Origin of the sequence: Pseudoalteromonas sp. c7(2019) (assembly GCF_011378625.1) — a bacterium.
In the GTDB taxonomy this organism is placed as follows: Bacteria; Pseudomonadota; Gammaproteobacteria; order Enterobacterales; family Alteromonadaceae; genus Pseudoalteromonas; species Pseudoalteromonas arctica.
The window spans coordinates 1-23,526 of sequence record NZ_WTKS01000023.1; the positions used below are offsets into that span (position 1 = coordinate 1).

The 23,526-nt window shown below is 39.4% G+C and carries 19 protein-coding genes and 1 rRNA gene; 13 read left to right on the forward strand and 7 right to left on the reverse strand.

Going from position 1 to position 23,526, the window contains the following annotated elements; all coding sequences use genetic code 11:
- Window positions 1–108 precede the first annotated feature (108 nt).
- Window positions 109–202, forward strand: a 5S ribosomal RNA gene (gene rrf, locus GQR38_RS18655).
- A gap of 559 nt (window positions 203–761) precedes the next feature.
- Entirely contained in the window at window positions 762–1,685 is a 924-nt protein-coding gene (gene glsB / locus GQR38_RS18660; RefSeq protein ID WP_007584683.1) for a glutaminase B, read from the forward strand.
- 37 nt (window positions 1,686–1,722) lie between these two features.
- Here the strand turns inward: glsB and GQR38_RS18665 are convergent, their stop codons facing one another.
- A complete protein-coding gene (locus GQR38_RS18665; protein WP_010554383.1) occupies window positions 1,723–3,027 on the reverse strand; it encodes an inosine/guanosine kinase in 1,305 nt (434 codons plus the stop codon).
- A 178-nt stretch (window positions 3,028–3,205) separates the two neighbouring features.
- On the opposite strand from GQR38_RS18665, the gene tadA reads away from it, so the two are divergent.
- Window positions 3,206–3,721, forward strand: coding sequence for a tRNA adenosine(34) deaminase TadA (tadA, locus tag GQR38_RS18670; protein ID WP_033026952.1), 516 nt, complete (start codon window positions 3,206–3,208; stop codon window positions 3,719–3,721).
- A gap of 2 nt (window positions 3,722–3,723) precedes the next feature.
- On the opposite strand, the gene GQR38_RS18675 is transcribed toward tadA, so the two are convergent.
- Window positions 3,724–3,891 (reverse strand): hypothetical protein, encoded by a 168-nt coding sequence (locus GQR38_RS18675; protein WP_007584688.1) that lies wholly within the window; start codon window positions 3,889–3,891, stop codon window positions 3,724–3,726.
- Window positions 3,892–4,054: 163 nt separating this feature from the next.
- Entirely contained in the window at window positions 4,055–5,563 is a 1,509-nt protein-coding gene (mltF, locus tag GQR38_RS18680; RefSeq protein WP_101217691.1) for a membrane-bound lytic murein transglycosylase MltF, read from the reverse strand.
- A 211-nt stretch (window positions 5,564–5,774) separates the two neighbouring features.
- Here mltF and purL point away from each other — a divergent pair, with 211 nt between their 5' ends.
- The 4 genes from purL to GQR38_RS18700 all read left to right on the forward strand — a co-directional run bounded on the left by purL (window position 5,775) and on the right by GQR38_RS18700 (window position 12,796).
- Window positions 5,775–9,665 (forward strand): phosphoribosylformylglycinamidine synthase, encoded by a 3,891-nt coding sequence (gene purL / locus GQR38_RS18685; protein WP_165722904.1) that lies wholly within the window; start codon window positions 5,775–5,777, stop codon window positions 9,663–9,665.
- Between the two features lie 121 nt (window positions 9,666–9,786).
- Window positions 9,787–12,255 (forward strand): YdbH domain-containing protein, encoded by a 2,469-nt coding sequence (locus tag GQR38_RS18690; protein WP_165722905.1) that lies wholly within the window; start codon window positions 9,787–9,789, stop codon window positions 12,253–12,255.
- 2 nt (window positions 12,256–12,257) lie between these two features.
- The gene (locus tag GQR38_RS18695) at window positions 12,258–12,455 is read left to right on the forward strand and encodes a YnbE family lipoprotein (protein ID WP_165722906.1); all 198 of its coding nucleotides are present in this window, start codon (window positions 12,258–12,260) and stop codon (window positions 12,453–12,455) included.
- An 11-nt stretch (window positions 12,456–12,466) separates the two neighbouring features.
- Window positions 12,467–12,796 (forward strand): YdbL family protein, encoded by a 330-nt coding sequence (locus GQR38_RS18700; RefSeq protein WP_007584701.1) that lies wholly within the window; start codon window positions 12,467–12,469, stop codon window positions 12,794–12,796.
- A 72-nt stretch (window positions 12,797–12,868) separates the two neighbouring features.
- Here GQR38_RS18700 and GQR38_RS18705 read toward each other — a convergent pair whose 3' ends face one another.
- Window positions 12,869–13,417 carry a DUF1415 domain-containing protein gene (locus GQR38_RS18705; protein WP_165722907.1) on the reverse strand — a complete coding sequence of 183 codons (549 nt, stop codon included), beginning with the start codon at window positions 13,415–13,417 and terminating at the stop codon, window positions 12,869–12,871.
- Window positions 13,414–14,712, reverse strand: a complete 1,299-nt coding sequence (gene waaA / locus GQR38_RS18710) for a lipid IV(A) 3-deoxy-D-manno-octulosonic acid transferase (RefSeq protein ID WP_165722908.1) — start codon at window positions 14,710–14,712, stop codon at window positions 13,414–13,416. Before waaA ends, GQR38_RS18705 begins: the two co-directional genes overlap by 4 nt.
- Window positions 14,713–14,894: 182 nt before the next feature.
- Between waaA and GQR38_RS18715 the strand changes: the two genes are divergently transcribed.
- Window positions 14,895–15,485, forward strand: coding sequence for an SIS domain-containing protein (locus tag GQR38_RS18715; protein WP_002961065.1), 591 nt, complete (start codon window positions 14,895–14,897; stop codon window positions 15,483–15,485).
- Window positions 15,485–16,924 carry a bifunctional D-glycero-beta-D-manno-heptose-7-phosphate kinase/D-glycero-beta-D-manno-heptose 1-phosphate adenylyltransferase HldE gene (gene hldE / locus GQR38_RS18720; protein WP_101217696.1) on the forward strand — a complete coding sequence of 480 codons (1,440 nt, stop codon included), beginning with the start codon at window positions 15,485–15,487 and terminating at the stop codon, window positions 16,922–16,924. Before GQR38_RS18715 ends, hldE begins: the two co-directional genes overlap by 1 nt.
- 98 nt (window positions 16,925–17,022) lie before the next feature.
- Here the strand turns inward: hldE and GQR38_RS18725 are convergent, their stop codons facing one another.
- A complete protein-coding gene (locus GQR38_RS18725) occupies window positions 17,023–18,528 on the reverse strand; it encodes a capsule assembly Wzi family protein (RefSeq protein ID WP_165722916.1) in 1,506 nt (501 codons plus the stop codon).
- A 211-nt stretch (window positions 18,529–18,739) separates the two neighbouring features.
- Between GQR38_RS18725 and GQR38_RS18730 the strand changes: the two genes are divergently transcribed.
- Window positions 18,740–19,810: a hypothetical protein gene (locus GQR38_RS18730; protein ID WP_101217698.1), complete on the forward strand. Its 1,071-nt coding sequence runs from the start codon at window positions 18,740–18,742 to the stop codon at window positions 19,808–19,810.
- Window positions 19,810–20,895, forward strand: coding sequence for a glycosyltransferase (locus GQR38_RS18735; RefSeq protein ID WP_101164176.1), 1,086 nt, complete (start codon window positions 19,810–19,812; stop codon window positions 20,893–20,895). Before GQR38_RS18730 ends, GQR38_RS18735 begins: the two co-directional genes overlap by 1 nt.
- Window positions 20,896–20,916: 21 nt before the next feature.
- Here GQR38_RS18735 and GQR38_RS18740 read toward each other — a convergent pair whose 3' ends face one another.
- The gene (locus tag GQR38_RS18740; protein WP_101217699.1) at window positions 20,917–21,639 is read right to left on the reverse strand and encodes a 3-deoxy-D-manno-octulosonic acid kinase; all 723 of its coding nucleotides are present in this window, start codon (window positions 21,637–21,639) and stop codon (window positions 20,917–20,919) included.
- Between the two features lie 122 nt (window positions 21,640–21,761).
- Here GQR38_RS18740 and GQR38_RS18745 point away from each other — a divergent pair, with 122 nt between their 5' ends.
- Together GQR38_RS18745 and gmhB are read left to right on the forward strand one after the other, a co-directional pair.
- Window positions 21,762–22,820 (forward strand): glycosyltransferase family 9 protein, encoded by a 1,059-nt coding sequence (locus GQR38_RS18745; protein WP_165722909.1) that lies wholly within the window; start codon window positions 21,762–21,764, stop codon window positions 22,818–22,820.
- Complete coding sequence (gmhB, locus tag GQR38_RS18750; protein ID WP_165722910.1) at window positions 22,820–23,383, forward strand: D-glycero-beta-D-manno-heptose 1,7-bisphosphate 7-phosphatase; 564 nt, start codon at window positions 22,820–22,822, stop codon at window positions 23,381–23,383. Before GQR38_RS18745 ends, gmhB begins: the two co-directional genes overlap by 1 nt.
- The last annotated feature ends 143 nt before the right edge of the window (window positions 23,384–23,526 follow it).

Consider the following 23,526-nt stretch of genomic DNA (forward strand, 5'->3'; position numbering starts at 1 on the left):
ATGATAGTGTAGCATTTGCTATGTGAAAGTAGGACATTACCAGGCTTCAAATTCAGTCGAAGGACTTTAATCTTAATAATTAAAAATAAGAAAATTGAAAAGAATTTTCTTGGTGACAATAGCGTTTTGGACCCACCTGACTCCATGCCGAACTCAGTAGTGAAACGAAACAGCGCCGATGATAGTGTAGCATTTGCTATGTGAAAGNATTTAATTAAGAGAAACCCGTTACAGCAATGTAACGGGTTTTTTGCTGTCTGGGCTTTAATAAATAGCCAAAAGCCCAGACCGATCTCAGTAGTTGTCGCTCCTACATATCATGTGCTCTACGGCATTTGTATTCCTATACATTAAACAAAACAGCTTGAAGGCTAACAATAGTGTAGCATTTGTTATATGCCCCTCTACCGCTGTGCGTAGCACACAGACCTCAAATTGTAGAAAAGTAAAATTCGCAAATTAACATACATATACATCAACACCTATCACGTAGGTCGGGCGAGCGTAGCGACTCCCGACGCTAAAATCATAAAAATCTCCGCTCGACAATGAGTTCGTAGCATTTGCACTACAACTCTTCACCGCAGTGGGCATCATGACATTACCAGGATTTAATTAAGAGAAACCAGATACAGTAATGTGACGTTTTTTTCTATTTAAATTTAGTAAAATCTCACCGTTAAATTCGACAACAAAACTAGGTGCACTTAATAGCGCGTGTTAAAATCCAATTTTTATGAATGACGATATAGAGGTCTAGATTGCCTACAGCTGATTACCAAAAGGTGCTTGATGAAATAGCACATGAAGTACGTCCTTTATTATCACAAGGGAAAGTAGCTGATTATATACCGGCGCTTGCCGAGGTTGATCCGGAACAATTTTCTATCGCTATTTATACAACTGATGGTGAAACTGTATGTGCGGGGGATTGTTCTCAACGCTTCACTATTCAATCAGTTTCTAAAGTTATGACACTTACTATGGCACTACAGCGTTATGGTGATGAACTTTGGCATAGAGTCGGAAAGGAACCCTCAGGCACAGCCTTTAACTCGCTTACACAGCTTGAGTTTGAAAAGGGGATTCCTCGTAACCCATTCATCAACGCAGGCGCAATTGTAACGTGTGATGCATTATACAGCCGCTTATCTGCGCCAATGCATTCTATGCTCGAAACCTTCAGGTTATTAGCTGGTAATAGAGGCATAGTAATTGATAAAAAAGTCGCTAATTCAGAGTATGAGTTCAGACACCGAAATGCTGCGATGGCGCATTTGATGAAATCGTTTGGTAATTTTGAAAACGAAGTAGATGATGTTTTGTGGGCTTACTTTAATTTTTGTTCTATTGAGCTCAACTGTATTGAATTAGCAAAAGCTTATAATTTTTTAGCTAATAAAGGTGTTGATAATCGATCGGGCAATCGTGTTTTAAGTAGTCGTCAGAATAAACAGCTTAATTCGCTTTTATTCACGAGTGGTTTATATGATGCTGCGGGTGATTTTGGTTACAGAGTGGGCATGCCAGGTAAGTCGGGAGTGTCAGGAACTATTTTAGCTGTGTTACCAAATAAGTTTACTGTAGCTGTTTATTCTCCGGGGCTCAATTCATTTGGTAATTCGGTTGCAGGAATTGCAGCGCTGGAACTGCTATCTAAAAAGCTCGATATTTCTATTTTTTAGGAAATAGATAGGGAGCAATAATTGCTCCCACCGTTATTTATTGTTCCCAATAAACTTGTTCTAAACAATCTTCACGTTCAGGTAAACCACGAGATAAACGCGGAGAGTGCTGAACTAATACTTCATAGCTCGCTCGGTTAGCATATTTACTAATTTGCGATAGTGACGAGTAAGTAATAGCTTGTTGCTGATGTTTAGCTGAGTTTGCCACATTAAGCTTATGGTAAACATTCGCTGACAAATCATGTAGTACAGCCGCAAGTGCGCAATCACCTGCACCATTGGTGTTTTTGATTGAATCAGGTCCACCCATAAATGGGGCCGTATGACTATATGCTCTGATAGGTTCATCACACTCATCTTTACGCATAGCTCGTGAGAATTCGTAACGGTTAAAATCAGGTATGGCGCCTGGTAGTAACGGGTATTCGGTTTCACGCTTTAAGCTTTCGTCTACGTAGCCGGCCATAAATAAGCCTTTTTCGCCAGCGGTACAAATAACTAAGTCTACCCAATCAAGTGCTTTATCAGCAGCTAGAAGAGGATCTTCAAAACCTGTAATAGCTAAACCTTCTTCTTCGTTCATAGCAAGAATATCAACATGCTTTTCAACAAAGTTTGCCCACCAAGTAGGGTCTTGTTCAATTAAGAACTTAGTACCGAGTGTAAGCACAACTGGCACACCTGCGTCATTAGCGTATTTTACCGCTTGCATAGTGGCTTCAGTCATTGTTTCGCTACCTTGAGTACGCATAAGATAGGCACTAATCACTAACGCTGATGAATTCTCAATAAGGTCTTTATCGATAGATTCAGGACGTAAGTGATTCATTAGGCCTGCACTTATTGCAAAAGTACGCTCACCGGTTTCATCAATTAATGTAAAACAACGGCCTACAGGCCCATCAACTGGTTGAAGGTAGTTTAAGTCTACACGGCTTGAGGTATTACATAAAAAACGGTAAGCGTAGCTACCTATTTTTATATTTTCGCTCATTACGCCTAATAAAACTGAGCGATCATCTGCAAGTACAGAGTAGTTGTGCATAGTGTTACCAATGGTTCCACCGGCAAACTCAAAATCAACCATATTGTTTAATTTTAAACGATCGTATAAGGCGTTTGTTGTATCGCTATCAATAACTTGCGACATCCCCCTACGTAGTTGAAATTCGTCAAGGAAAGCTTGATCAACTTTTGCCTCTATATCAACAACGATCTGATCGATACCCGTAATATAACTACGTTGTAATCGCTCTGTTGCGTTAAGTTGATTGGTAAGTGGATCTTTGGCTTCCACTGGAAAATAATGTTTATGCCTGCGGCGTCCAGGAAATTTCATTTGCTACCCGTGTTGTGAGCTAAATAAAAAAAGCGTGAGATTATAGCGTAAATCAGCACGAGTGAGCCATTACAAACGGGTAAATATTGTTTTATTTTTGGAATAAAGTAATGAATGGCGCACTTTAGAGTGCTAACTAGGTATAATTACAGCATAAAAGGCTATTTAAGTAGAAATAATGAACGAACCATTTGATGATTCCTACTGGATGGAACAAGCGCTTTTGTATGCAAAGCAAGCAGAGCTGCTTGATGAAATTCCGGTTGGAGCAATTGTAGTCAAAGATAACCAGCTAGTTTCAGTCGGGTATAACCGCTCAATAACGGATAATGACCCATCTGCCCATGCCGAAATGATTGCAGTGCGAGAAGCTGGAAAAGTCCTTAACAATTACCGCTTAATTGATTGCACCCTATACGTAACGTTAGAGCCTTGTTCTATGTGTGCGGGATTGTTAGTGCATAGCAGAATAAAGCGTTTAGTATTTGGAGCAGTCGATGCTAAAACAGGGTCTGCGGGTTCAATTATGAATTTATTACAAGAGCCTAAGTTAAATCATCAAGTTGAGGTGTGTGGTGGTGTTTTGGCACAGCAGTGCGGTGATACTATTTCGAATTTTTTTAAACGTAGAAGAGCGCAAATTAAAGCAGCTAAGAAAGCTGCTCGTGATGAACAAATAAATAAGCCTAACTAAAGCTAACTAGCGATTGGCTCTATTTCTGATTCAGCCATTTGCTGCATAGCAAACATTCGGCGACGCCAGATGATTTTTTTGTGTAGTTTTCGCAACATAACACGACGACGTGTGGCCGTTGAATAAATGACATTGCGTTTTAATCTTTGTGTGCGTCTACGTTTTAGCATGTTTTCTCCTAATGCAAGAGTGAGAAAGGCACGGGTATATCTTATAAAATAATGATATACAATTAACACACATTAGTGATCATTTGGTGACAAGTAAACAGATATTTAATTTACTTAAATTTTGCTTACTGACATACTCAATAAACGGGTACTTATATTAATCTTAGCCATTGTTTTCACTCGACTGTTCGGGTTCGATTATAGGTTGTTGTTTTTCTGTTTGAGCTTCATCTGCCTTACTTTTTACTTCACTTTTTTCGTTTAGTTTTAGCTCAGTATCAGTGCTCAACTCTGTAATTGGTTCTGGCTCAGGCTCTGCAGCAATAGCATCATTTTCATCTAGCCAAACAAGTGCATCGTAATAGCGACGAATATTATCGACATATTTAACAGCTACATCGCCTCGGGCATAACCGTAGCGAGTTTTACGGTAATAGCGCTTTTTAATTAATAGCGGTAGGCGTTTTTTTACATCAGCCCATTTGTCAGGACTTGCGCCTTGCTGTTCGGTAATTATACGTGCGTCGTTAACGTGCCCCCAACCTACATTGTATCCGGCCAAAGCAAGCCATGTGCGGTCGGGTTGCGGGATACGGTCAGGAATACGTTTAATAAGCTTGCTTAAGTATTTAGCGCCACCACGAATGTTTTGCTCTGGTTCTAACCGGTTAGTAACACCTACTTGTTTGGCTGTACTGCGAGTTAGCATCATGATGCCGCGCACACCTGTTGGTGATTTAGCGCGAGGATTCCACATAGATTCTTGATAGCTTAGTGCCGCTAATAACCGCCAGTCAAGGCTACCTGCATATTGTTCAAACCATGGCTGGTATGTTGGTAAGGTTTCTTTAATTGCTTCGATATAAGCAAGGGTATTTACATAGTTAAATTGGCGTACGTGACCAAAGTATTTTTCTTCAAGTACATAGAGCTGGTTACTTTGCTTAACGTCACCAAAAAATGGCACCAACAACGCATATAAAGAGTCGTCTTTAGATTTATTAAGTATCCATGCAATCGGGTCGTTATGGCTAACTGAAAAACCAATGCTTAAATTTGGGTGATAACGGCGAAACAGCGATAGCGTATGCGTATCAGCGAGTGTGTAATCTATCTCGCCATCAATAACTGCTTGAAGTAGTTCTTCTTCATCAAACTCTTCGCTTTCTATCCAAGTGAGATCTGGATTGTTCTTCTTCATTTTTTGTAGAGTAAGCGAGTGGCTACTTTTAGCTATAACCGTAAAGTTGCCATCTAAATCGTCAAACTCTCGAGGACGAACGCGCCCTTGTTTATAAACTAACTTTTGGCTGATTGTTCTGTAAGTTGGTCCGTAACGGTATTGCTCTGCACGGGTTTTATTATAGGTAAGTCCTGACGCTATTAAGTCTAAATCACCGCTTTCAAGGCGTTCAAACATGTCAGATAAGTTAAAGAAAGGGACTATTTCAAGCTCTACACCTAAATATTCAGCGAAGGCTTGAGATAACTCATATTCAAAGCCTTGCTCACCTTGAACGGCTTGATAATAATTACTAGCACTGGCAAGGGTACCCACACGTATTTTATTGTGTTCTTTTATTTGGGCGAGTTGAGTTGGCTGCTCTTGCATATCGCATGCACATAACAGCATAACTAAAGTAATGATTATTATTAGTTTTTCTTTCAACATTGAGTGCCCCTTAAGCTCGCCAGCCACTGTTATAGCAAAACTAAGCTATCGCGTCACTTTACGTTTTATTTTATTAACCAAAAGAGGCTATAAATAAAGCTAAAAAGTTAATTTTATGAAAAGCGTAATTTTGAGTTAAATCTGAATGCTAATTGGACTATAATGCGTGCCTAAAATATCGTTCAATCCCTAACCCCGGATGAAATTACCTATGTTGATCCTACGTGGTGCACCAGCACTGTCAGAGTTCAGAGTTAATAAAATTTTAGCGCGTTGCCAACAATCGCAACTTCCAGTCACTAACGTATACGCCGAGTATGCTCACTTTGCCGATTTAACATCGCCGTTGAGTAGCTCCGAGCAAACCAAGCTTGAAAAACTATTAACTTACGGTCCAAATATTGCTGAGCATACCCCAGCTGGCAAACTTGTACTTGTTACACCTCGCCCAGGTACCATTTCACCTTGGGCATCTAAAGCAACCGATATTGCCCATAACTGTGGTTTAAAACAGGTTCACCGTGTTGAACGCGGTATTGCTTATTATGTTGAAGGTGACTTAAACGCAGAACAACTTGCACAAGTAATTGCGTTATTGCACGACCGTATGACCGAAGCCACGCATAGTGAGCTTGAAGATGCTGCACAACTGTTTCGCAGTGATGCACCGCGCCAAATGTCGTCTGTTGATATTTTAGGCGGCGGACGCGAAGCATTAGCAATAGCTAATGTTGAGCAAGGTTTTGCCCTTGCTGATGACGAAATAGATTACTTGGTAGAAAACTTTATAAAGTTAGGACGTAACCCTAACGACATCGAATTGTTTATGTTTGCACAAGCAAACTCAGAGCATTGTCGCCATAAAATATTTAATGCTGACTGGACAATTGATGGAAAAGAGCAGCCAAAATCGCTGTTTAAAATGATTAAAAATACGTTTGAGTTAAATCCTGAAAATGTATTGTCGGCGTATAAAGATAACGCGGCAGTAATGAAAGGCTCAAAAGCGGGTCGCTTCTTCCCAAATGCGCAAGGTGAATATGCGTATCATCAAGAAGACATTGAAATACTAATGAAAGTTGAAACTCATAACCACCCAACAGCTATTGCGCCATTCTCTGGTGCGGCTACAGGTTCTGGTGGTGAGATTCGCGATGAAGGCGCAACTGGTCGTGGCTCTAAGCCAAAAGCAGGTTTAGTTGGCTTTACTGTATCAAACTTACGTATTCCAGGTTACGAGCAACCATGGGAAAGCGATTTTGGTAAGCCGAGTCGTATTGTTAACGCGCTTGATATAATGACAGAGGGTCCACTAGGTGGCGCTGCATTTAATAATGAGTTTGGTCGTCCTAACTTATTAGGCTACTTCCGTACTTACGAAGAAAAAGTAACAAGCCATAATGGCGAAGAAGTACGTGGTTACCATAAACCAATTATGCTTGCCGGTGGTTTAGGTAATATTCGCTCTGATCATGTTCAAAAGGGCGATATTCCTGTTGGCGCTAAATTAATTGCGTTAGGTGGACCTGCAATGAACATTGGTTTAGGCGGTGGTGCTGCATCAAGCATGGCTTCAGGTCAATCAAACGAAGATTTAGATTTTGCTTCAGTACAACGCGAAAACCCAGAAATGGAACGTCGTTGCCAAGAAGTTATCGATAAATGTTGGCAGCTAGGTGATGAAAACCCAATTGCATTCATCCACGATGTAGGTGCTGGCGGTTTATCAAATGCGTTTCCTGAGCTTGTTAATGATGGCGGACGTGGTGGTAAGTTCCAATTACGTAGCATTCCTAACGATGAGCCAGGCATGGCACCACACGAAATTTGGTGTAATGAATCACAAGAACGTTATGTACTCGCTGTTGGCGTAGAGGACTTTGATCGCTTTGAAGCAATTTGTAAGCGTGAACGTGCCCAGTACGCTGTTATTGGTGAAGCAACAGCTGAACCTCACTTAACAGTGTCAGACAGCCATTTTGAAAATAACCCTGTTGATTTACCGCTGGACGTATTATTAGGTAAAGCACCTAAAATGCACCGCGATGTAACGTCAAAGCAAGTTGTTGGTAAAGCGCTTGATACTACATTAATAAATGCAGCAGATGCAGCGCAGCGCTTAATGCGTTTACCAGCCATTGCAGAAAAAACATTCCTAATAACAATCGGCGATCGCTCAGTTACGGGTTTAGTAGCGCGCGATCAAATGGTCGGTCCTTGGCAAGTACCTGTTGCTAACTGTGCAGTAACTGCGGCAACGTATGATACTTACCACGGTGAAGCTATGTCACTTGGTGAGCGTACTCCTGCAGCATTACTTAATTACGGTGCATCTGCTCGTTTAGCGGTAGCTGAGTCGTTAACTAATATTGCCTGTGCAAACATCGGTAGCCTTGAAAACATTAAGTTATCGGCAAACTGGATGGCAGCAGCGGGTCACCCAGGTGAAGATGCTGGTTTATATGAAGCTGTTAAAGCTGTAGGGGAAGAGCTTTGTCCTGCGCTTGGTTTAACGATTCCAGTGGGGAAAGATTCTATGTCAATGAAAACGACATGGAAAGATGAAGGTGACTCACAAGAGAAGTCAGTAACATCGCCGCTTTCACTGGTTATAACTGCGTTTGGTCGTGTTGACGACGTACGTAAAACAGTAACGCCACAACTGCGCACAGATAAAGGCGACACATCGCTTATATTAGTTGATTTAGGTGCGGGTAAAAACCGCATGGGCGCATCAAGCCTTGCGCAAGTTTATAAGCAATTGGGTGATGTAACACCTGATGTTGATAGCCCAGAGTTATTAAAAGGCTTTTATAACGCAATGCAAGCGCTTGTGGCTGATAGTAAGTTACTTGCTTATCATGACCGCTCAGACGGTGGTTTATTTACCACAGTAGCTGAAATGGCGTTTACGGGTCATACCGGTGTAACGATTGATTTAGCTGGTTTAACAGGCTCTGACATTGAAGCGCTTTATAACGAAGAGCTAGGTGCCGTAATCCAAGTAGCAAATGCTGATTTAGATGCAGTAAATGCGGTGTTTGAACAACATGGTATAGCAGCAATTAGCCACAACATTGGCACGCTTAACAGTGATGATACGATTATATTTAACCGTGGCGAAAATACGGTACTTAATCATACGCGTACTGATCTTCGTACTATTTGGGCTGAAACAACGTATCAAATGCAAGCACGCCGTGATAACCCTGAATGTGCTAAGCAAGAGTTTGATGCAAAATTTGATGCAAAAGATCCAGGCTTAAACGTAAAACTTAACTTTGATTTAAACGAAGATATAGCTGCACCATACATTGCAACCGGTGCTAAACCGCAAATGGCTATTTTACGTGAGCAGGGTGTTAACTCTCATTTAGAAATGGCGGCAGCGTTTAATCGCGCAGGTTTTGCAGCCGTTGATGTACACATGAGCGACATTTTAGAAGGTCGTTTAACACTAGAACAATTTAAAGGTTTAGTGGCCTGTGGTGGTTTCTCATACGGTGACGTACTTGGTGCGGGTGAAGGTTGGGCTAAGTCTATTTTGTTTAACGACATGGCACGCGATCAGTTCCAGAACTTCTTCCACCGTGAAGATACCTTTAGTTTAGGTGTATGTAACGGTTGCCAAATGTTATCAACGTTAAAAGAGTTGATCCCTGGCACAGAACATTGGCCGCGCTTTGTAACTAATAAATCAGAGCGTTTTGAAGCACGCTTTAGTTTAGTAGAAATACAAGAAAATCCATCAGTGTTCTTTAACGGAATGGCTGGCTCGCGTATGCCTATAGCGGTTTCTCATGGTGAAGGTCATGCTGAGTTTGCAAACGATGCAGCCACTAAAGCGGCGCTTAATAGCGGCACTGTAGCGGTTAAGTTTGTAGATAACTACGGTAACCCTACAACGCAGTACCCAGCTAACCCTAATGGATCTCCAGAAGGTATTACAGGTATTACGTCAACTGATGGTCGCGCCACTGTAATGATGCCGCATCCAGAACGTGTATTCAGAAGCGTTGCCAACTCTTGGCATCCTGATGAGTGGGTCGAGGATAGCCCGTGGATGCGTATGTTCCGTAACGCACGTAAAAACGTAGGTTAATTACATTTGCGTTTATACAAGTTAGATTCATAATCTTACTGTAAAATAAAAAAGGCTGCATTGTGCAGCCTTTTTTGATTAGTATAGTTTTAGCTAAAAGCACAAAGCATTTAAGGATAGTATGTTTAAGCGAGTTGGTTTAATTGTTGGCGTTGTATTGCTAAGTACCTTGCTGCTTGGTTATGTATTTCGCTTGCCGCTATTGCAGTGGGTTATAGCGCCTGAGCTCAAAAAAGCAGGCATTACGTTAAGTTGTCTCGATTTTTCAATTACGTCTGAACTAAATATTCATGCTGATAAAGTGTGTGTAAATTATCAAAATCAACAGTTACAACTGACGGATATTGCTGCAAATACAAAGCGTGTAGATATTAAAAATGCAGTGCTAACGGTTAATTCACTCCCTAAAAGTGATAATGCTAATCAACTTGCTAAAAATCTCGATTTAGCGCTTCCCTTAAATCGCCCATTAATCAGCATTAAACAGTTTGTAGTAAAAAGTGACGAGCTCAATAAGCCACTTAAAATAAGTATATTAGAACCCACACTAAATAAATTTAATGTCACGGGTGATATAAACGCGAGTGCAACTTTGACTGCTAATAAAGTAAGTGGTCAGTTTACGATTAATGACACTCTTTTAAAGCAAGTTATAAACACTAAAAATACATTAATTGCAGATGCTAATTTTAATACTCAGCAAGCGTTTAGCTTTGATGGTATAGAACTTGAATTAAATGGCGATATTAGCTCCCAGTTTGCTCACACGTATGAATTTTCTCATACAAATCAGCAGTGCCAGATTAACGTATTAACCACGGGCAAGTTGGCGACTCGTTTTAATTTAAATAGCCAAGTGTTAATGTTTAATACCGATTTGCTTAATAACAAAATTAATCTAACACCAAGCTGTACTGAGTTAATTCCACCGAGTGAATATGCAGGCTTTATTAGCAAACAAGTTCCTTTAAATTGGCAACTTAAACTCCCTCAATCAATTCGCTTAGAGGGTAGTGAGCTCAGTGTACCTGTAATTAATTTGATGAGTGAAGGCGATAAGCTATTCGATTTTTTAATAACAGATACAACACTAAATATTACATCTCCATTTGAGTACTTACAGACAACTTTATCAGCTCAAATAAATACACCCGATATAAATAATATTAACGTTAATGCTCAGTTATCTGGCGCTGTAATTAAAGGCGATTACGCCGTTATGCTTGAAAGCTTGCCTGAGTTTGTTCCTGCAACAGCGAATGGGCTTAGCCTTAGTGGTCACTTTAATATAAGTGAGTTTATAGACTCAAAACCAATTGGGCTTATAAATGCTAAATTAACGCTTAATAGTGTAGATGCGTTTGATATAAGTGCAGTGCAATACCAAGGTGATTTAACAGCAAAAATGGATAAACAGTTAAACGCAGAGGTAGCGTTAACTCAGCGATTAAAAAGCGCAGAATATAAAGAATTTAAAGTCACAGATATAAGTAACACATTAACAGCAAATACTAATTTAGGCGTAGGTGAGTTATTTGCTAATCTAACAGCAAAAACGAATATAAAGGCTGTTAATAGCCCCGACATAAAACTTAATAATATAAAAGTAGAGTCTACAGGCTTGCAAAGTCGTGCACTAAAATCCACGCATCACGCATTTATAAACGATGTTGAGTTAGTTATAAATCATCATATGTCGTCGCAAGCTCATCCATTTGAAGTCATTATTCCTGAACAAAGTGTGCTGCCATTAAATGCATTTATTAGGCAATTTGAGCCACTTGCACAGCTAACTAAGGGCGAATTTAATGGCAATATTAGTGGCGATGTAAACTTACAAAGTGCATCGTTCAATATGGGAATTAGTAATACAAGTGCACTGTATAACGATTACCTTGCGAGTGATTTAAATAGCGTGTTTAGTGGAGAATATAATTCAGGTAAGCTTAATGTAAAACCAACTACCTTTAATTTAAATGAGTTTAGAGCGGGTGCCGTAGTTAAAGCGATTAAAGGGCAATGGCAAGTGAGTAGCAATACCGCGCTTATAAATGATGTAAAAGGAAGTGTGTTTGGTGGCGAATTTTCGTTAGATACCTACACAATAGGGAAGCCAAACCAAGTTGCCAATGTTAAGTTTGAAAACATTGATGCAAGTAAACTTGTTACACTCGACGATAAGTCGGGCATTGTATTAACGGGGCGCTTGGCGGGGTCTTTACCTGTCCATTTTGATAGTGGAAAAATTGAAATAATTGACGGTAGCTTATTTAGCCAAGGAACAGGTAATTTAAAAATTACCAATAATGCCGCGTTTGATTCAGTAATGCAGCAACAGCAAGAATTGCAACCTGTATTAGGACTATTAACTAATTTAGATATTCAAAAACTTAATAGCAGTGTGGCATTAAAAAACGATGGCTGGTTAAAGCTTGGGGTTAATTTACAAGGCTATAATAAACAAGAGCAGCAGCAAGTTAACTTTAATTATAACCACGAAGAAAACGTATTTACACTTTTACGCGCACTGCGTTTAAGTGACGAAATTACACAGAAAGTTGAGCAACAATACTCACAAAAAGGAAACTAATAATGAGACAGTCGTTTTTGATAAAAGTACTGCTCGCGCTAGGTGCTATTAGTGCACTAAGTGCCTGTACGCACCGAGTTGAGGTGTCTGCTAAAGAGCCCATTACTATTAATTTAAATGTGAAGGTCGATCACGAAATTCGCGTAAAAGTAGATAAAGAACTCGACAGTTTGTTTAGTGACGACAGTGAGTTATTTTAAGGAGCTAAAAAATGAATACGAAGAAAAAATTAAATATTATTACGTTAGTTAGTGCAGTATGTATGTCGTTCTCTGCGTGGGCTATTAGCCTTGATGACGCTAAAAACCAAGGTTTTGTAGGTGAAGATAGCTCTGGTTATTTAGGGCTTGTTGTACAAAACGCAGAAGCAAAAGCAGTTGTTGATGACATAAATGCAAAGCGTAAAGCGCAGTACTTAAAGCTGGCTAAAAAGAATAACTTGTCACTTTCACAAGTAGAAGCACTTGCTGCCGCTAAAACAATTGAAAAAACCCAAAGTGGTCATTACGTTGAAGTAAATGGTAACTGGGTCAAAAAATAAGCGTTAGTTATTGCTTTATTTTGCACAAAATTTTGCACAAAGTTTTACACAAACCAAAATAAAACCGAGCGTTTAAGCGCTCGGTTTTTTACAGCCTTCAAGTAACTGCTGCCAAAAATCAATACCCTTACGCCTTGCTAAGTTTATATTATGCTCTGGAATAGATTCAGGTTCGTTATAACTATCAAGTGCTTCGCTCATACTTGCTTCGCGAATTAAATGCAGAGTAGGAAAGGGTGCTCTATTTGTGTAGTTTGCGGCATCGGTCTCATCACTGTCGGCAAATACATAGTCTGGGTGAAAGTTAGCAATTTGATACTTACCTTCAAAGCCTTGCGCGACTAAAAGCGCATTAGCTAAATCGACCAAGTCTAAAAAGCATTCAAAGTCACTAAAGCCGTTGTCAAACATGATAAGGGTTGTTTCGCGTTCTGGTTCGCGGTCAAGCTCAACACATTGCTCAAGCATATCCATTACAGCATCATCCATACTTGCTGCTGGACTTACGATGTAATGAATACAGTTATTTTCTACTTCTTTGCGAGCAAACGGGCAAAAGTTATATTTAACGATAACAGATGACACCCATTCGCGGGTTTGGCTTATAGCTATGTTGGTCACAGTTTTGGCTCTAAATATTGGTTAATAATGGTAAGTGTTTTTTGTATTGCACCTTGGTTTTTAGCAACGCATTGCGCAGCTTTAATTCCTAAGGTTTGGCACGCTTTTGTGTTTTGGCTAAACGTTATAAGCTGCTTTGCTAGTTCGTCATTGCTATCAACCACTACAGTGCCTTTAAGTTTTATTAGCTCGGGATAAACATGATCAAAATTGTATGTGTGTGGACCTGTTATTACACCTACCGAAAACGCAGCTGATTCCAGTGGGTTATGCCCACCTCTACGTATTAAGCTGCCACCAATAAAGCTCACATTTGCAGCGCCATATAAACACTGTAATTCACCAAGCGTATCAGCAAGGAGTACTTGTTCATTGTTGTAGTTATTTTGGCTACGACGGCTAAAACTAAATGGGCTTTGTGTTAAAAGCTCAGCTACTTTATCAAATTGCTCTGGATGGCGCGGGGCAATTATAAGTAATGCATTAGGTTGCTTTTTTAGTAACTGTTGGTGAGCTGCCAATACTAATTCATGTTCTACAGGATGTGTTGAGCCTGCTGCCCATACAAAGCGTTCATCGTTATTGTCTTCATTACTGTTATAAAGCTGTTTAAGGTTGAGTACTTTGGCTAATTGCTCGTCACTTGGTGTTATATCAAATTTTATAGAGCCTGTTACATGGCTTTTTGAAGTTTCGAGACCAAGCTCTATAAAACGCTCCGCATCAGCCTTGTTATGACTCGCAAGAACTGTAATTGAGCGCATAATAATGTTCGTTAATTTAGCGACCTTTTGATAGCCTTGCTGCGACTTTTCAGAGAGTCTTGCATTGATGACAAGTACCGGTATATTTTTTTTGTGACTTATCGCCATTAAATTAGGCCATAGCTCTGTTTCTAAAATACATAATACTTGTGGCTTTATACGCTTTAAAAATCGGGCTGTCGCAAACGGAAAATCGATTGGTAAGTAGCTACACGCCACAGTATTTTTAAACTGGTTAAGTATTTGCTCTCTGCCTGTTGGAGTATTACAGGTTATAAGTATATTTAAATTTGGATGCGCTTTTTGAAGAGCTTTAATAAGCGGCGTTGCGGCTAGTACCTCACCAACAGAAGCACAATGAAAAACTAAAGGTTTGGTTTTAGTCGTAAATAAAGACTTACTGACAAACCCAAAGCGCTCTTTAAAGTGTGCACGATAACCTTGGTTTTTTTTACCTCGTAAAATATAGAGATAAAATACAATCAGTGGGCTAATAAAAATTAATGCTAGAGAGTAAAAAATGCGTGCCATACTGATCTTTCTTAAAGGGAAGTGGCGTTAGTTTACCGTGAAATAGCCGTTTTCTAAACATACTCGCAATAAAATATGGTCTGGGTTCAGTTATAACCCGATAAAATGCACACAATTAAATAAAATTATGGAATAATGGATTTAATTTTTCCCTGCTATTTCAGTTCCTAGAGGAATTTTTCATGTCAATTATCGATTCAGTGGCAACTAGCTACGTTGAAACATTAAACCGTCATCAAGCATTATTTGAAACGATGGAAGCTTATCATCAAGAATCTATGCAACTGTTAGAAGCATGCCACAGTGCATTACAAGCTGGTGGCAAGATTGTTTGGTTTGGTAACGGCGGTAGTGCAGCCGATGCGCAGCATTTAGCAGCAGAATTTGTAGTGCGTTATAAATTAGAACGTGGTCCGCTTGCCTCTATGGCATTGACTACAGATACATCAATTTTAACAGCACACAGCAACGATTATCACTTTGATACGGTGTTTGAACGCCAAGTTCAAGCGCTATGTAAGCCAGAAGATTTAGTTATTGGTTTAACCACATCAGGTACTAGTAATAATATTAATTTAGCATTAGAAGCTGCAAATAAACTAGGCGCTTTTACAGTGGCATTAACTGGACGTGATGGCGGTAAAGTAAAAGATATTGCCAAGTTACCTATCATTATAAAAAATGACGAAACAGCACGTATTCAAGAAGCTCACATGTTTATAGGTCACTGGTTATGTGAAGCCATGGATATGGTTGTTGCGGAGCAGCAGTAATGGATTTATCGTTATTAAAAAACTTATCAGCGGCACGAATATTAGTTGTTGGCGACGTAATGCTAGACCGTTATTGGTATGGTGATACAGGTCGAATTTCGCCTGAAGCGCCAGTACCTGTTGTTAAAGTAAGTAAATTTGAAGACAAAGCGGGCGGCGCAGCTAACGTTGCAAAAAATATAGCGCGGTTAGATGCAAAAGTTGGCTTACTGGGCTTAATTGGTGAAGATGAAAGCGGGCAGATTTTAGAGACTATTCTAAAAGGTGAAAAAATAAGTTCACAATTAGTCAGTGTATGTGATTTACCGACTATTTCAAAAATGCGTGTTATTAGCCGCCACCAACAACTCGTTCGTCTTGATTTAGAAGAAACATTTACCGAGCAACACAGCCAACTTTTATTAAACCGTTTAGAGCTTGTACTTGATGAATACGATTTTATAGTGTTCTCTGATTACAGCAAAGGATCTTTAAGCTTAATTAAAGAGATGGTAAGCCTTGCTAAGGGCGCCGGAAAAACGGTTTTAATCGACCCTAAATCGCCAGATTTACATTTATATGAAGGTGCTGATTACATTACGCCTAATTTACATGAGTTTAAGTTAGCGGGTGGTCAAACCGATTCAGAAGAAGCTTTAGCTGCAAGTGCACGTGATTTAATTAGCAAAAATGGCATTAAAGCCATGTTGCTTACGCGTTCTGAGCAAGGTATGTCGTTAATTAATGCAGATGAAAAATTTGATTTTGCAGCACAAGAACTTGAAGTAAGTGATGTGACTGGGGCTGGTGATACGGTTATAGCTACATTAGCCGTTATGCTTGGTGCGGGCATGGAACCTAAAGATGCTGTCGAAATTGCTAACTTAGCGGCAGGTATAGCGGTTAGTAAATTTGGTGCAGCTACAGTTTCGCCAGAAGAGTTAAGTCGTAAGCTTGGTCAGTATTTACATACTACTGGTGAGCATTACCAAACACCATTTGATGATGTCCTTCAACATATTGAGTTTGCAAGACAAAATGGCGAAACCATTGTATTTACTAATGGCTGCTTTGATATTTTACATGCTGGGCATGTGCGTTATTTAGCACAAGCTAAAGCCCGAGGCGATAGACTCGTTGTTGGATTAAATAATGATGAATCTATTACGCGCTTAAAGGGGGCAGATCGTCCTATTAACCCGCTAGATGAGCGTGCAATGGTACTTAGCGCACTTTCATCAGTTGATTGGGTTATTCCGTTTGGTAGTCTAGATGAAAACGATACTCCCGCTAAATTAATCGAGCAGATAAGCCCTGATATTTTAGTTAAGGGTGGCGACTACACCGTAGAGCAAATAGCGGGTGCTGAGCATGTACTTCGCCATGGCGGAAAAGTTGAAGTGCTTGAATTTTTAGATGGATGCTCAACATCAAAAGTAATTAGTAAAATTAAACAGTAATTACTGATTTAGTTTGCTAAAAAATACAAAAAAGGGATGAAAACGCTGTTTTCATCCCTTTCTTACTTTTAATACGTTACTTTATTAAAAGTAACGTATTAAAAGTTATATTCGTACTTAGCAAACGCAGAAGTATCGTTTTCAGCACCGTCGTTGTTAGACGCAAAAGCACCTAAAGTGACGCGTCCTCCCATAGAAAGCATTCTGTAACGAAGTTCTAATTGCTTACTGTTGTAGGCTGTTTTAGTTATGCTGTTACCTAAATCTGGATTGCTAGGGTACCAATCGCTATTGTCACTATTGTAATCAACACTGCGTAATTTCAACTGCCAATCATCACCATTAGAAAGCTGACCAAGTAGTGTTAGGACAACTGATTGCGCATCATTATCATACGTCGAACCAATAGTGCGTCCATGGTAGCGATAGCCAGACTTATAAGTATCATGCTCATAGTAACAATTTTCAACTATTGATTCAGCTTGGCATGAAACACCAGTATCTATATATTCAACATTTACTAATATGTTTTGAGCATAAATGCGCTGTGTTGTTTGAATACCAAAAAGATATGCTCTGTCGGAAGGCTTAAATTGAGAGCTAGCATCTTCACCTATAGTACTGGCATAAACCGCATATGGTTGATCAAATAAGGTATCTGACCAACGAATATCAATACCAGCCAATTGATTACCTATTTTCGACTCTAACTGGCTATCACAGCTGTCATTACCATCTGTGCAAGTTGTTTGGCCAGTTATGACATCAATAAAATCACCCGCAGAGCCCGGTTGTCCGTCACCTGCCCATTGTGCAGACCAGCTAAGTGCAATTTCTAACTGTTGAATAGGGCGAAAATTAACACGAGTACTCCACAGTAAAGCATCAGGTATAACACGCGTAGACTCAAGCTTTGCCATTTGTGCTGTAAAGCTCCATTGACCAATCCAGCTCAGCCATGGCGTCTCAAAAGCAGTACTTTTTTCTCGAGTAACACTTAGTGCAGGTAAAGGTTTCGCATTACCTGACATAATTAAGCTGTTATCAACACCAGGTCCCCAAAATTGTTCAACAGCACCGGCTCTAAAAATCCAGTTACCTAAACGGTAAGCTAAGTAACTATTATCAAGTGAGGTATCGTTACAATCGGTTAAAGCTTGCTCATCGGTAACTATATCGTCAGTCGTTTTTCCATCAACTAAACATTTTTTACCGTCTTTTCTATAGTTTATAGCTACTTTAGCTGCAAAGTTATCGCCTAAATAAGCGTAAGCTGCTGAAAGCTCTGTTTCTTGAGTATTTGTTGCACCAAAGCTTGTTGCTATGATTGGATCTGTGGCTGCAAAAGCTGATAATTGAAGACTATGTGAGCTACTATTTTCCGATTTATATCGATGTTTAACGCGAAGTAAAGCATCTTGTAAGCTTGGAGATAATTGCTCCAGCGGCATGCTTTCCACATCGCTTATAAAACTTTTCCACATAAGCGGATAGGTAGTTACAGGAGCTAAAATAACACCGGCATCAGCTAATTGTTGAATATCAGCTCTTAGACCATAATCATCGGGTTTTACCCATGGCTCAGCATTAACTGATGCGCTCATAGCGCAAAAAAGAGTAGAAAGTAGAAAAATTCTGTTTCGCAAAGTTCAGATCCTTGTGATTAAGATTGCGGCTAAGTTTATCAATCTAAGTCTGCTATTGCAGTAAATAATCAAATTTATAGAGTTAATTTAATATATTAAAATGCAACCTGTCTATCGTAATAAGTATCTGATTGATATACTGGAGCTCAAATAGGACATTGAGAATGCAATGAGCAACAAACGACTTTTATTTATTCCAGTATCATCACCAGAAGGCATTGGTGAATATATGCGCTCGTTGTTGTTGGCTCAAAGTTTAAAGGCAGAACTTGCAGATTCTCTCGATATTCACTTTATATTAAATAAGCATACAAGCTACGCAAGAGATTGTCCTTTTGAAGCCACACTACTCGAACACTCAGCGACTAAAGAGCTTGATTTTGTTTGCGACTTTATAGAGCAATTTAAACCTGATGTCGTTGTTTTTGATTGTGCAGGACGTGCAGGGCATATGAAGGCGGCTAAAAAGGTAGGCGCTAAAGTTATATTCATTTCTCAGCATGCAAAAAAACGTGCTAAAGGCTTAAAACTTAACAGAATTAATTTAATTGATACACATTGGGTTGTACAGCCTGATTATTGTATTGAGCCACTTACATGGGCTGAAAGTACGAAGTTAGACATGTTTCCCTTGGCACATCCTCGAAATGTAGGTCCTTTTGTTACATTTGCCTCTTGCGCGCAAAAACGTGATGTTTTAAATCGCTATAACTTAGTATCGGAAGGCTATTTTATTGTAAATGCTGGCTCAGGCGGACATGTATTAAATAACCTTAATTGCGCTGATGTTTACTTTAAAGCCGCGCTTAAAATTACTAAGCACACTGGTTTAAAAGCAGTTGTTGTGTTTGGTCCCAATTATAAGAAAGCCATTCCTGAGAGTGATGAGGTTACTTGTTTAGCAAGTCTGCAAAGTACTGATTTTTTGGCATTAATGAGCCAAGCTAAAATCGCATTACTTAGCGGTGGAGATACTTTACTGCAAGCAATTGCAGTTCAAACCCCCGTTGTGGCATGTGCTATCTCAAAAGATCAAAATACACGTTTGGATCATTGTGTTAATGCAGGTGTTGTCATAAAAGCAAATCTTGATATTGATGAAATCACTACGAAAATAGCTCAGGTTATTAGCGAGCCTTTCTATAATGAATTCGTTGCTAAATATAGTCAACTTGATAATACACATAGCTTCGATGTGATCACTAATGGCATAAAAAATATGCTTATAGGGGATCGCTAATGAATATAGTGATTGTAATTGATTCCCTAGTGGGTGGTGGTGCTGAAAAAGTAATGCTTACCCTTGCTGAGGAAATGGCCAAGTTACAGCACAGAATCACTATTTTGTCTCTTGCTAACTCCATTGAATATAATATCCCTGAAGTACTTAACGTGGAGAGTTTATTCGCACATAGGGCATCAAAAGTAGATCGATTTTGGCAGCGTAAAAATAGCATTTTAACACTACAAACTTGGTTTGAAAAAAAACAAAGCGAGCTGGGCAATATTGATTTAGTGCTTTCTAATCTTGATAGAAGTAATAACTTGCTCGCGCGTAGTAATATCAAAAATGTTCATTTTGTTATTCACAACTCAGTTAATGCAGAACTTGCACGTCAAAAAAAGTTAGGTCCATTTTCATACTTATATCTTAAAAAAAGTAAGCAAAATTTAAATGGTAAATCACTTATTTGCGTATCAAAGGGTGTTGAAAAAGAAATAATACAAGGGGATTTAATTAACCCAAGTGCAATTGCGACTATTTACAACCCGTTCGATTTTGAAAAAATAAGACAGCAAGCAAATGAGCAAAATAACAATATCCCAAATGAGCCCTACTTAATTCATGTAGGAAGACTCGCCAAACAAAAACGCCACGATATATTATTTGCAGCATTTGCAAAGCTTGATAAAAAATACAAGTTAGTACTTTTATGTAATAAACCGGCTAAAGCGCTAAAGCTTGCACAGGAATACGGCATAGAAAAACAGTTAGTAGTGCCAGGATTTCAACAAAACCCGTACAACTGGATTAAGCATGCCAAAGCTTTAGTGTTGAGTTCTGATTTTGAAGGACTTCCAACGGTATTAATTGAGGCTTTAGCGGTGGGTACTCCGGTAGTTAGTACTAATTGTACATTTGGACCAAGCGAGATATTAACAGGCGAGCTAAGTAAATATTTAGTACCCGTTCAGCAAAGTGAGGCATTAGCCAATGCCGTTAAGCAGGTGCTAGCAGATAAGCCAAATGTAGAAAACGCAGATATTCTAAAACAAGTACAGGCAGAGCAGGTTGCTCTGCAGTATTTAGCATTGGCTAACTAAGTTAACTTATATTAGGTTAACTTAGTTAGCGAGTGCTTTGAGGTAGTTGCTATGCAGAGTTTGCCAGTCAGTCGCTTGCCAATTAAATGACTCGTTTCGACCTTGTTCTTTTAAAAATGAGCGCTCAAGTCGTTCCATATTACTTTGTTGCCACTGCACATTAGGCATTTTTATTTCACCTCTATCAAAGTCGATAATGTACACATCACCAGTATCATCAAACAAAATGTTATTAATGTTTAAATCGGCGTGATACACACCTTTTGAATGAAATAGCGCGATTGTTTTAGCTATGCGCTCCAACTCATCTTCGGTCAATGGGCGTTCAATTAATACATCGAGTACACTTTTAGCGCCTTTAACAGCCTCGGTAATAATATCACCACGATAAATTAATCCGCTGCGGGTTACTTTAGCTGCAATAGGGGTTGGTACGTTTAAACCAAGCTCTATAAGTTTACTCATTAAGCTAAACTCTTTATACACACGGGTTTGTTCAAGCCCTGGATATAAATATTGATCGCTTAGCAATTTACCTACTAAGCCACCGCGCCAATAATGCCTAAGTACGGCTGTTAATTCGTCTTGCTTAAAAAACCACGCAGTTGCTCGACCTTTTTTAGCGCCCACAATTTTATTTTGTTGTTGCCAATAATTTGCATCAAACCAATCGAGGGTAATTTGGCTCGTGTATTTAGGGTGGCTTAATACAGTGTGATTGCCTTGCACGTGTTGTTTAAACATAGCTCTGCGTAATTGCTAAATAATGTGCCTATATTAGCGCGTTTTAAAGCTGAGGATAAGTGCTTGCAATAGCGTGATTATAATTTAAGATCGGCTTTTGTATTTAATACCTAAGGGAATGTGTGACTCAAGCTCCTAACTATTCATCTATTTGTATATTAAGACTCTCAGCCATTGGTGACGTATGTCATGGTGTGAGTGCTGTACAAGCCATTCAAAAAGCACACCCAAATGCAAAAATCACGTGGGTTATTGGTAAAATAGAAGCGATGTTACTTGCCGACTTACCGGGTGTTGAGCTGGTGGTATTTGATAAAAAACAAGGTAAAGCAGCACTTAAAAGCTTAAAGCAACGCTTTAAAGATCAACAGTTTGATGTACTACTTAATATGCAAGTTGCATTAAGGGCTGGGTTTGTAGCGCGTTGTATTCCTGCAAAAGTAAAAATAGGGTTTGATTGGGCGCGTTCAAAAGAATTGCACAGCTTGTTTATTAATAAACGAATAGTCCCACAAGCTCAGGCGCATGTGCTTGAAGGCTTTAAAGGTTTTGCAAAAGCCATTGGTGTAGCTGATTATAAGCCGAGTTGGAACATGCCATATACCGAGCAAGACCAAGCGGTTGCCGATGAGCTACTAACACCAAAATACCTAACTAATAAACTATTTGTAATATCGCCAGCAGCAAGTAAAGCACAGCGCAATTGGCTCGCAGATCGTTATGCCGCATTGGCTGATTATGCAAATGAGCAAGGCTTTAAAGTTGTATTGACGGGTGGTCCAACAGAACTTGAAATTAACCTAGCAAATAGCATTATTAAACATAGCAAAACACCTATTTTAAATTTAGTTGGCAAAACGAAACTCAAAGAATTGTTGTGCGTGTTAAAGCGCGGCAGCTTAGTGCTCGCGCCCGATACAGGCCCTGCACATATGGCGGTAACGGTTGGTACGCCGGTTATTGGTTTATATGCACATTCAAACCCAGCACGAACAGGTCCTTATTTATATCAAGACTACGTGGTAGAGGTTTATCATCAAAACTTGCTTAAGCAAACCGGTAAAACGGCTAAGCAAGTACCGTGGGGTAAGCGCGTAAAAGGCGATGATTTAATGAGCCAAATTACAGTTAATGACGTAAAAGCGATGTTTAACCATGTTGTACAAAAAGAGTCTTTGTAATGAATGTACAACAAAAAAATAAAGCGCTTTTTTTAGATCGAGATGGCGTAGTAAACGTTGATCATGGTTATGTGTATCAAAGCGATAAATTTGAATTTATTGAAGGTGTTTTTAGCACTTGTAAAGCATTTTATGATACGGGCTATAAAATCATAATCGTCACTAATCAATCTGGAATTGGTCGAGGTTATTACACCGAAGCTGATTTTTTAGCACTAACGCAATGGATGAAAGCCCAGTTTAGCGATCACAGTATTGAAGTTACCGATGTGTACTTTTGCCCTCATCACCCTAAAAAAGCGCACCCTGAATATTTGAAAGAGTGCAGTTGCAGAAAGCCTGCGCCAGGTATGTTATTGCAAGGCATACAAGAGCATAACATCGACCCGGCTTGCAGTATTATGGTGGGCGATAAACTCAGTGATATGCAGGCTGCGAAAAAAGCAGGGATCACTACCCGCGTTTTAGTGCGTTCAGGTCAAAGCTTTGATGAAAGTGCCAAGCAAGAGGCTGATTTAATTATCGATTCTATAAACAGTTTACCTGCACTTTTAAAGACATAAATAAACTAAACAGATTAGCCTGTAAACTGGCAGGAATTCCTTCCAGTTTAGGGCGTTTGCGACGAACTGCAAACCGTGCATTTTCCCCATTAAACTTTTACAATACCCCCCATAATAAACAGTCGCTTAAATGTGGTTGTTTA

Excerpts from the sequence above, each read along its gene's own strand:
- GQR38_RS18715 (WP_002961065.1), top strand. The coding sequence starts at position 14,895 with ATGTCAATTATCGATTCAGTGGCAACTAGCTACGTTGAAACATTAAAC.
- GQR38_RS18740 (WP_101217699.1), bottom strand. The coding sequence starts at position 21,639 with ATGTTTAAACAACACGTGCAAGGCAATCACACTGTATTAAGCCACCCT.
- waaA (WP_165722908.1), bottom strand. The coding sequence starts at position 14,712 with ATGGCACGCATTTTTTACTCTCTAGCATTAATTTTTATTAGCCCACTG.
- GQR38_RS18675 (WP_007584688.1), bottom strand. The coding sequence starts at position 3,891 with ATGCTAAAACGTAGACGCACACAAAGATTAAAACGCAATGTCATTTAT.
- GQR38_RS18735 (WP_101164176.1), top strand. The coding sequence starts at position 19,810 with ATGAATATAGTGATTGTAATTGATTCCCTAGTGGGTGGTGGTGCTGAA.
- GQR38_RS18730 (WP_101217698.1), top strand. The coding sequence starts at position 18,740 with ATGAGCAACAAACGACTTTTATTTATTCCAGTATCATCACCAGAAGGC.
- tadA (WP_033026952.1), top strand. The coding sequence starts at position 3,206 with ATGAACGAACCATTTGATGATTCCTACTGGATGGAACAAGCGCTTTTG.
- GQR38_RS18690 (WP_165722905.1), top strand. The coding sequence starts at position 9,787 with ATGTTTAAGCGAGTTGGTTTAATTGTTGGCGTTGTATTGCTAAGTACC.
- hldE (WP_101217696.1), top strand. The coding sequence starts at position 15,485 with ATGGATTTATCGTTATTAAAAAACTTATCAGCGGCACGAATATTAGTT.
- mltF (WP_101217691.1), bottom strand. The coding sequence starts at position 5,563 with ATGTTGAAAGAAAAACTAATAATAATCATTACTTTAGTTATGCTGTTA.
- GQR38_RS18695 (WP_165722906.1), top strand. The coding sequence starts at position 12,258 with ATGAGACAGTCGTTTTTGATAAAAGTACTGCTCGCGCTAGGTGCTATT.
- purL (WP_165722904.1), top strand. The coding sequence starts at position 5,775 with ATGTTGATCCTACGTGGTGCACCAGCACTGTCAGAGTTCAGAGTTAAT.
- GQR38_RS18700 (WP_007584701.1), top strand. The coding sequence starts at position 12,467 with ATGAATACGAAGAAAAAATTAAATATTATTACGTTAGTTAGTGCAGTA.
- gmhB (WP_165722910.1), top strand. The coding sequence starts at position 22,820 with ATGAATGTACAACAAAAAAATAAAGCGCTTTTTTTAGATCGAGATGGC.
- GQR38_RS18725 (WP_165722916.1), bottom strand. The coding sequence starts at position 18,528 with ATGAGCGCATCAGTTAATGCTGAGCCATGGGTAAAACCCGATGATTAT.
- GQR38_RS18665 (WP_010554383.1), bottom strand. The coding sequence starts at position 3,027 with ATGAAATTTCCTGGACGCCGCAGGCATAAACATTATTTTCCAGTGGAA.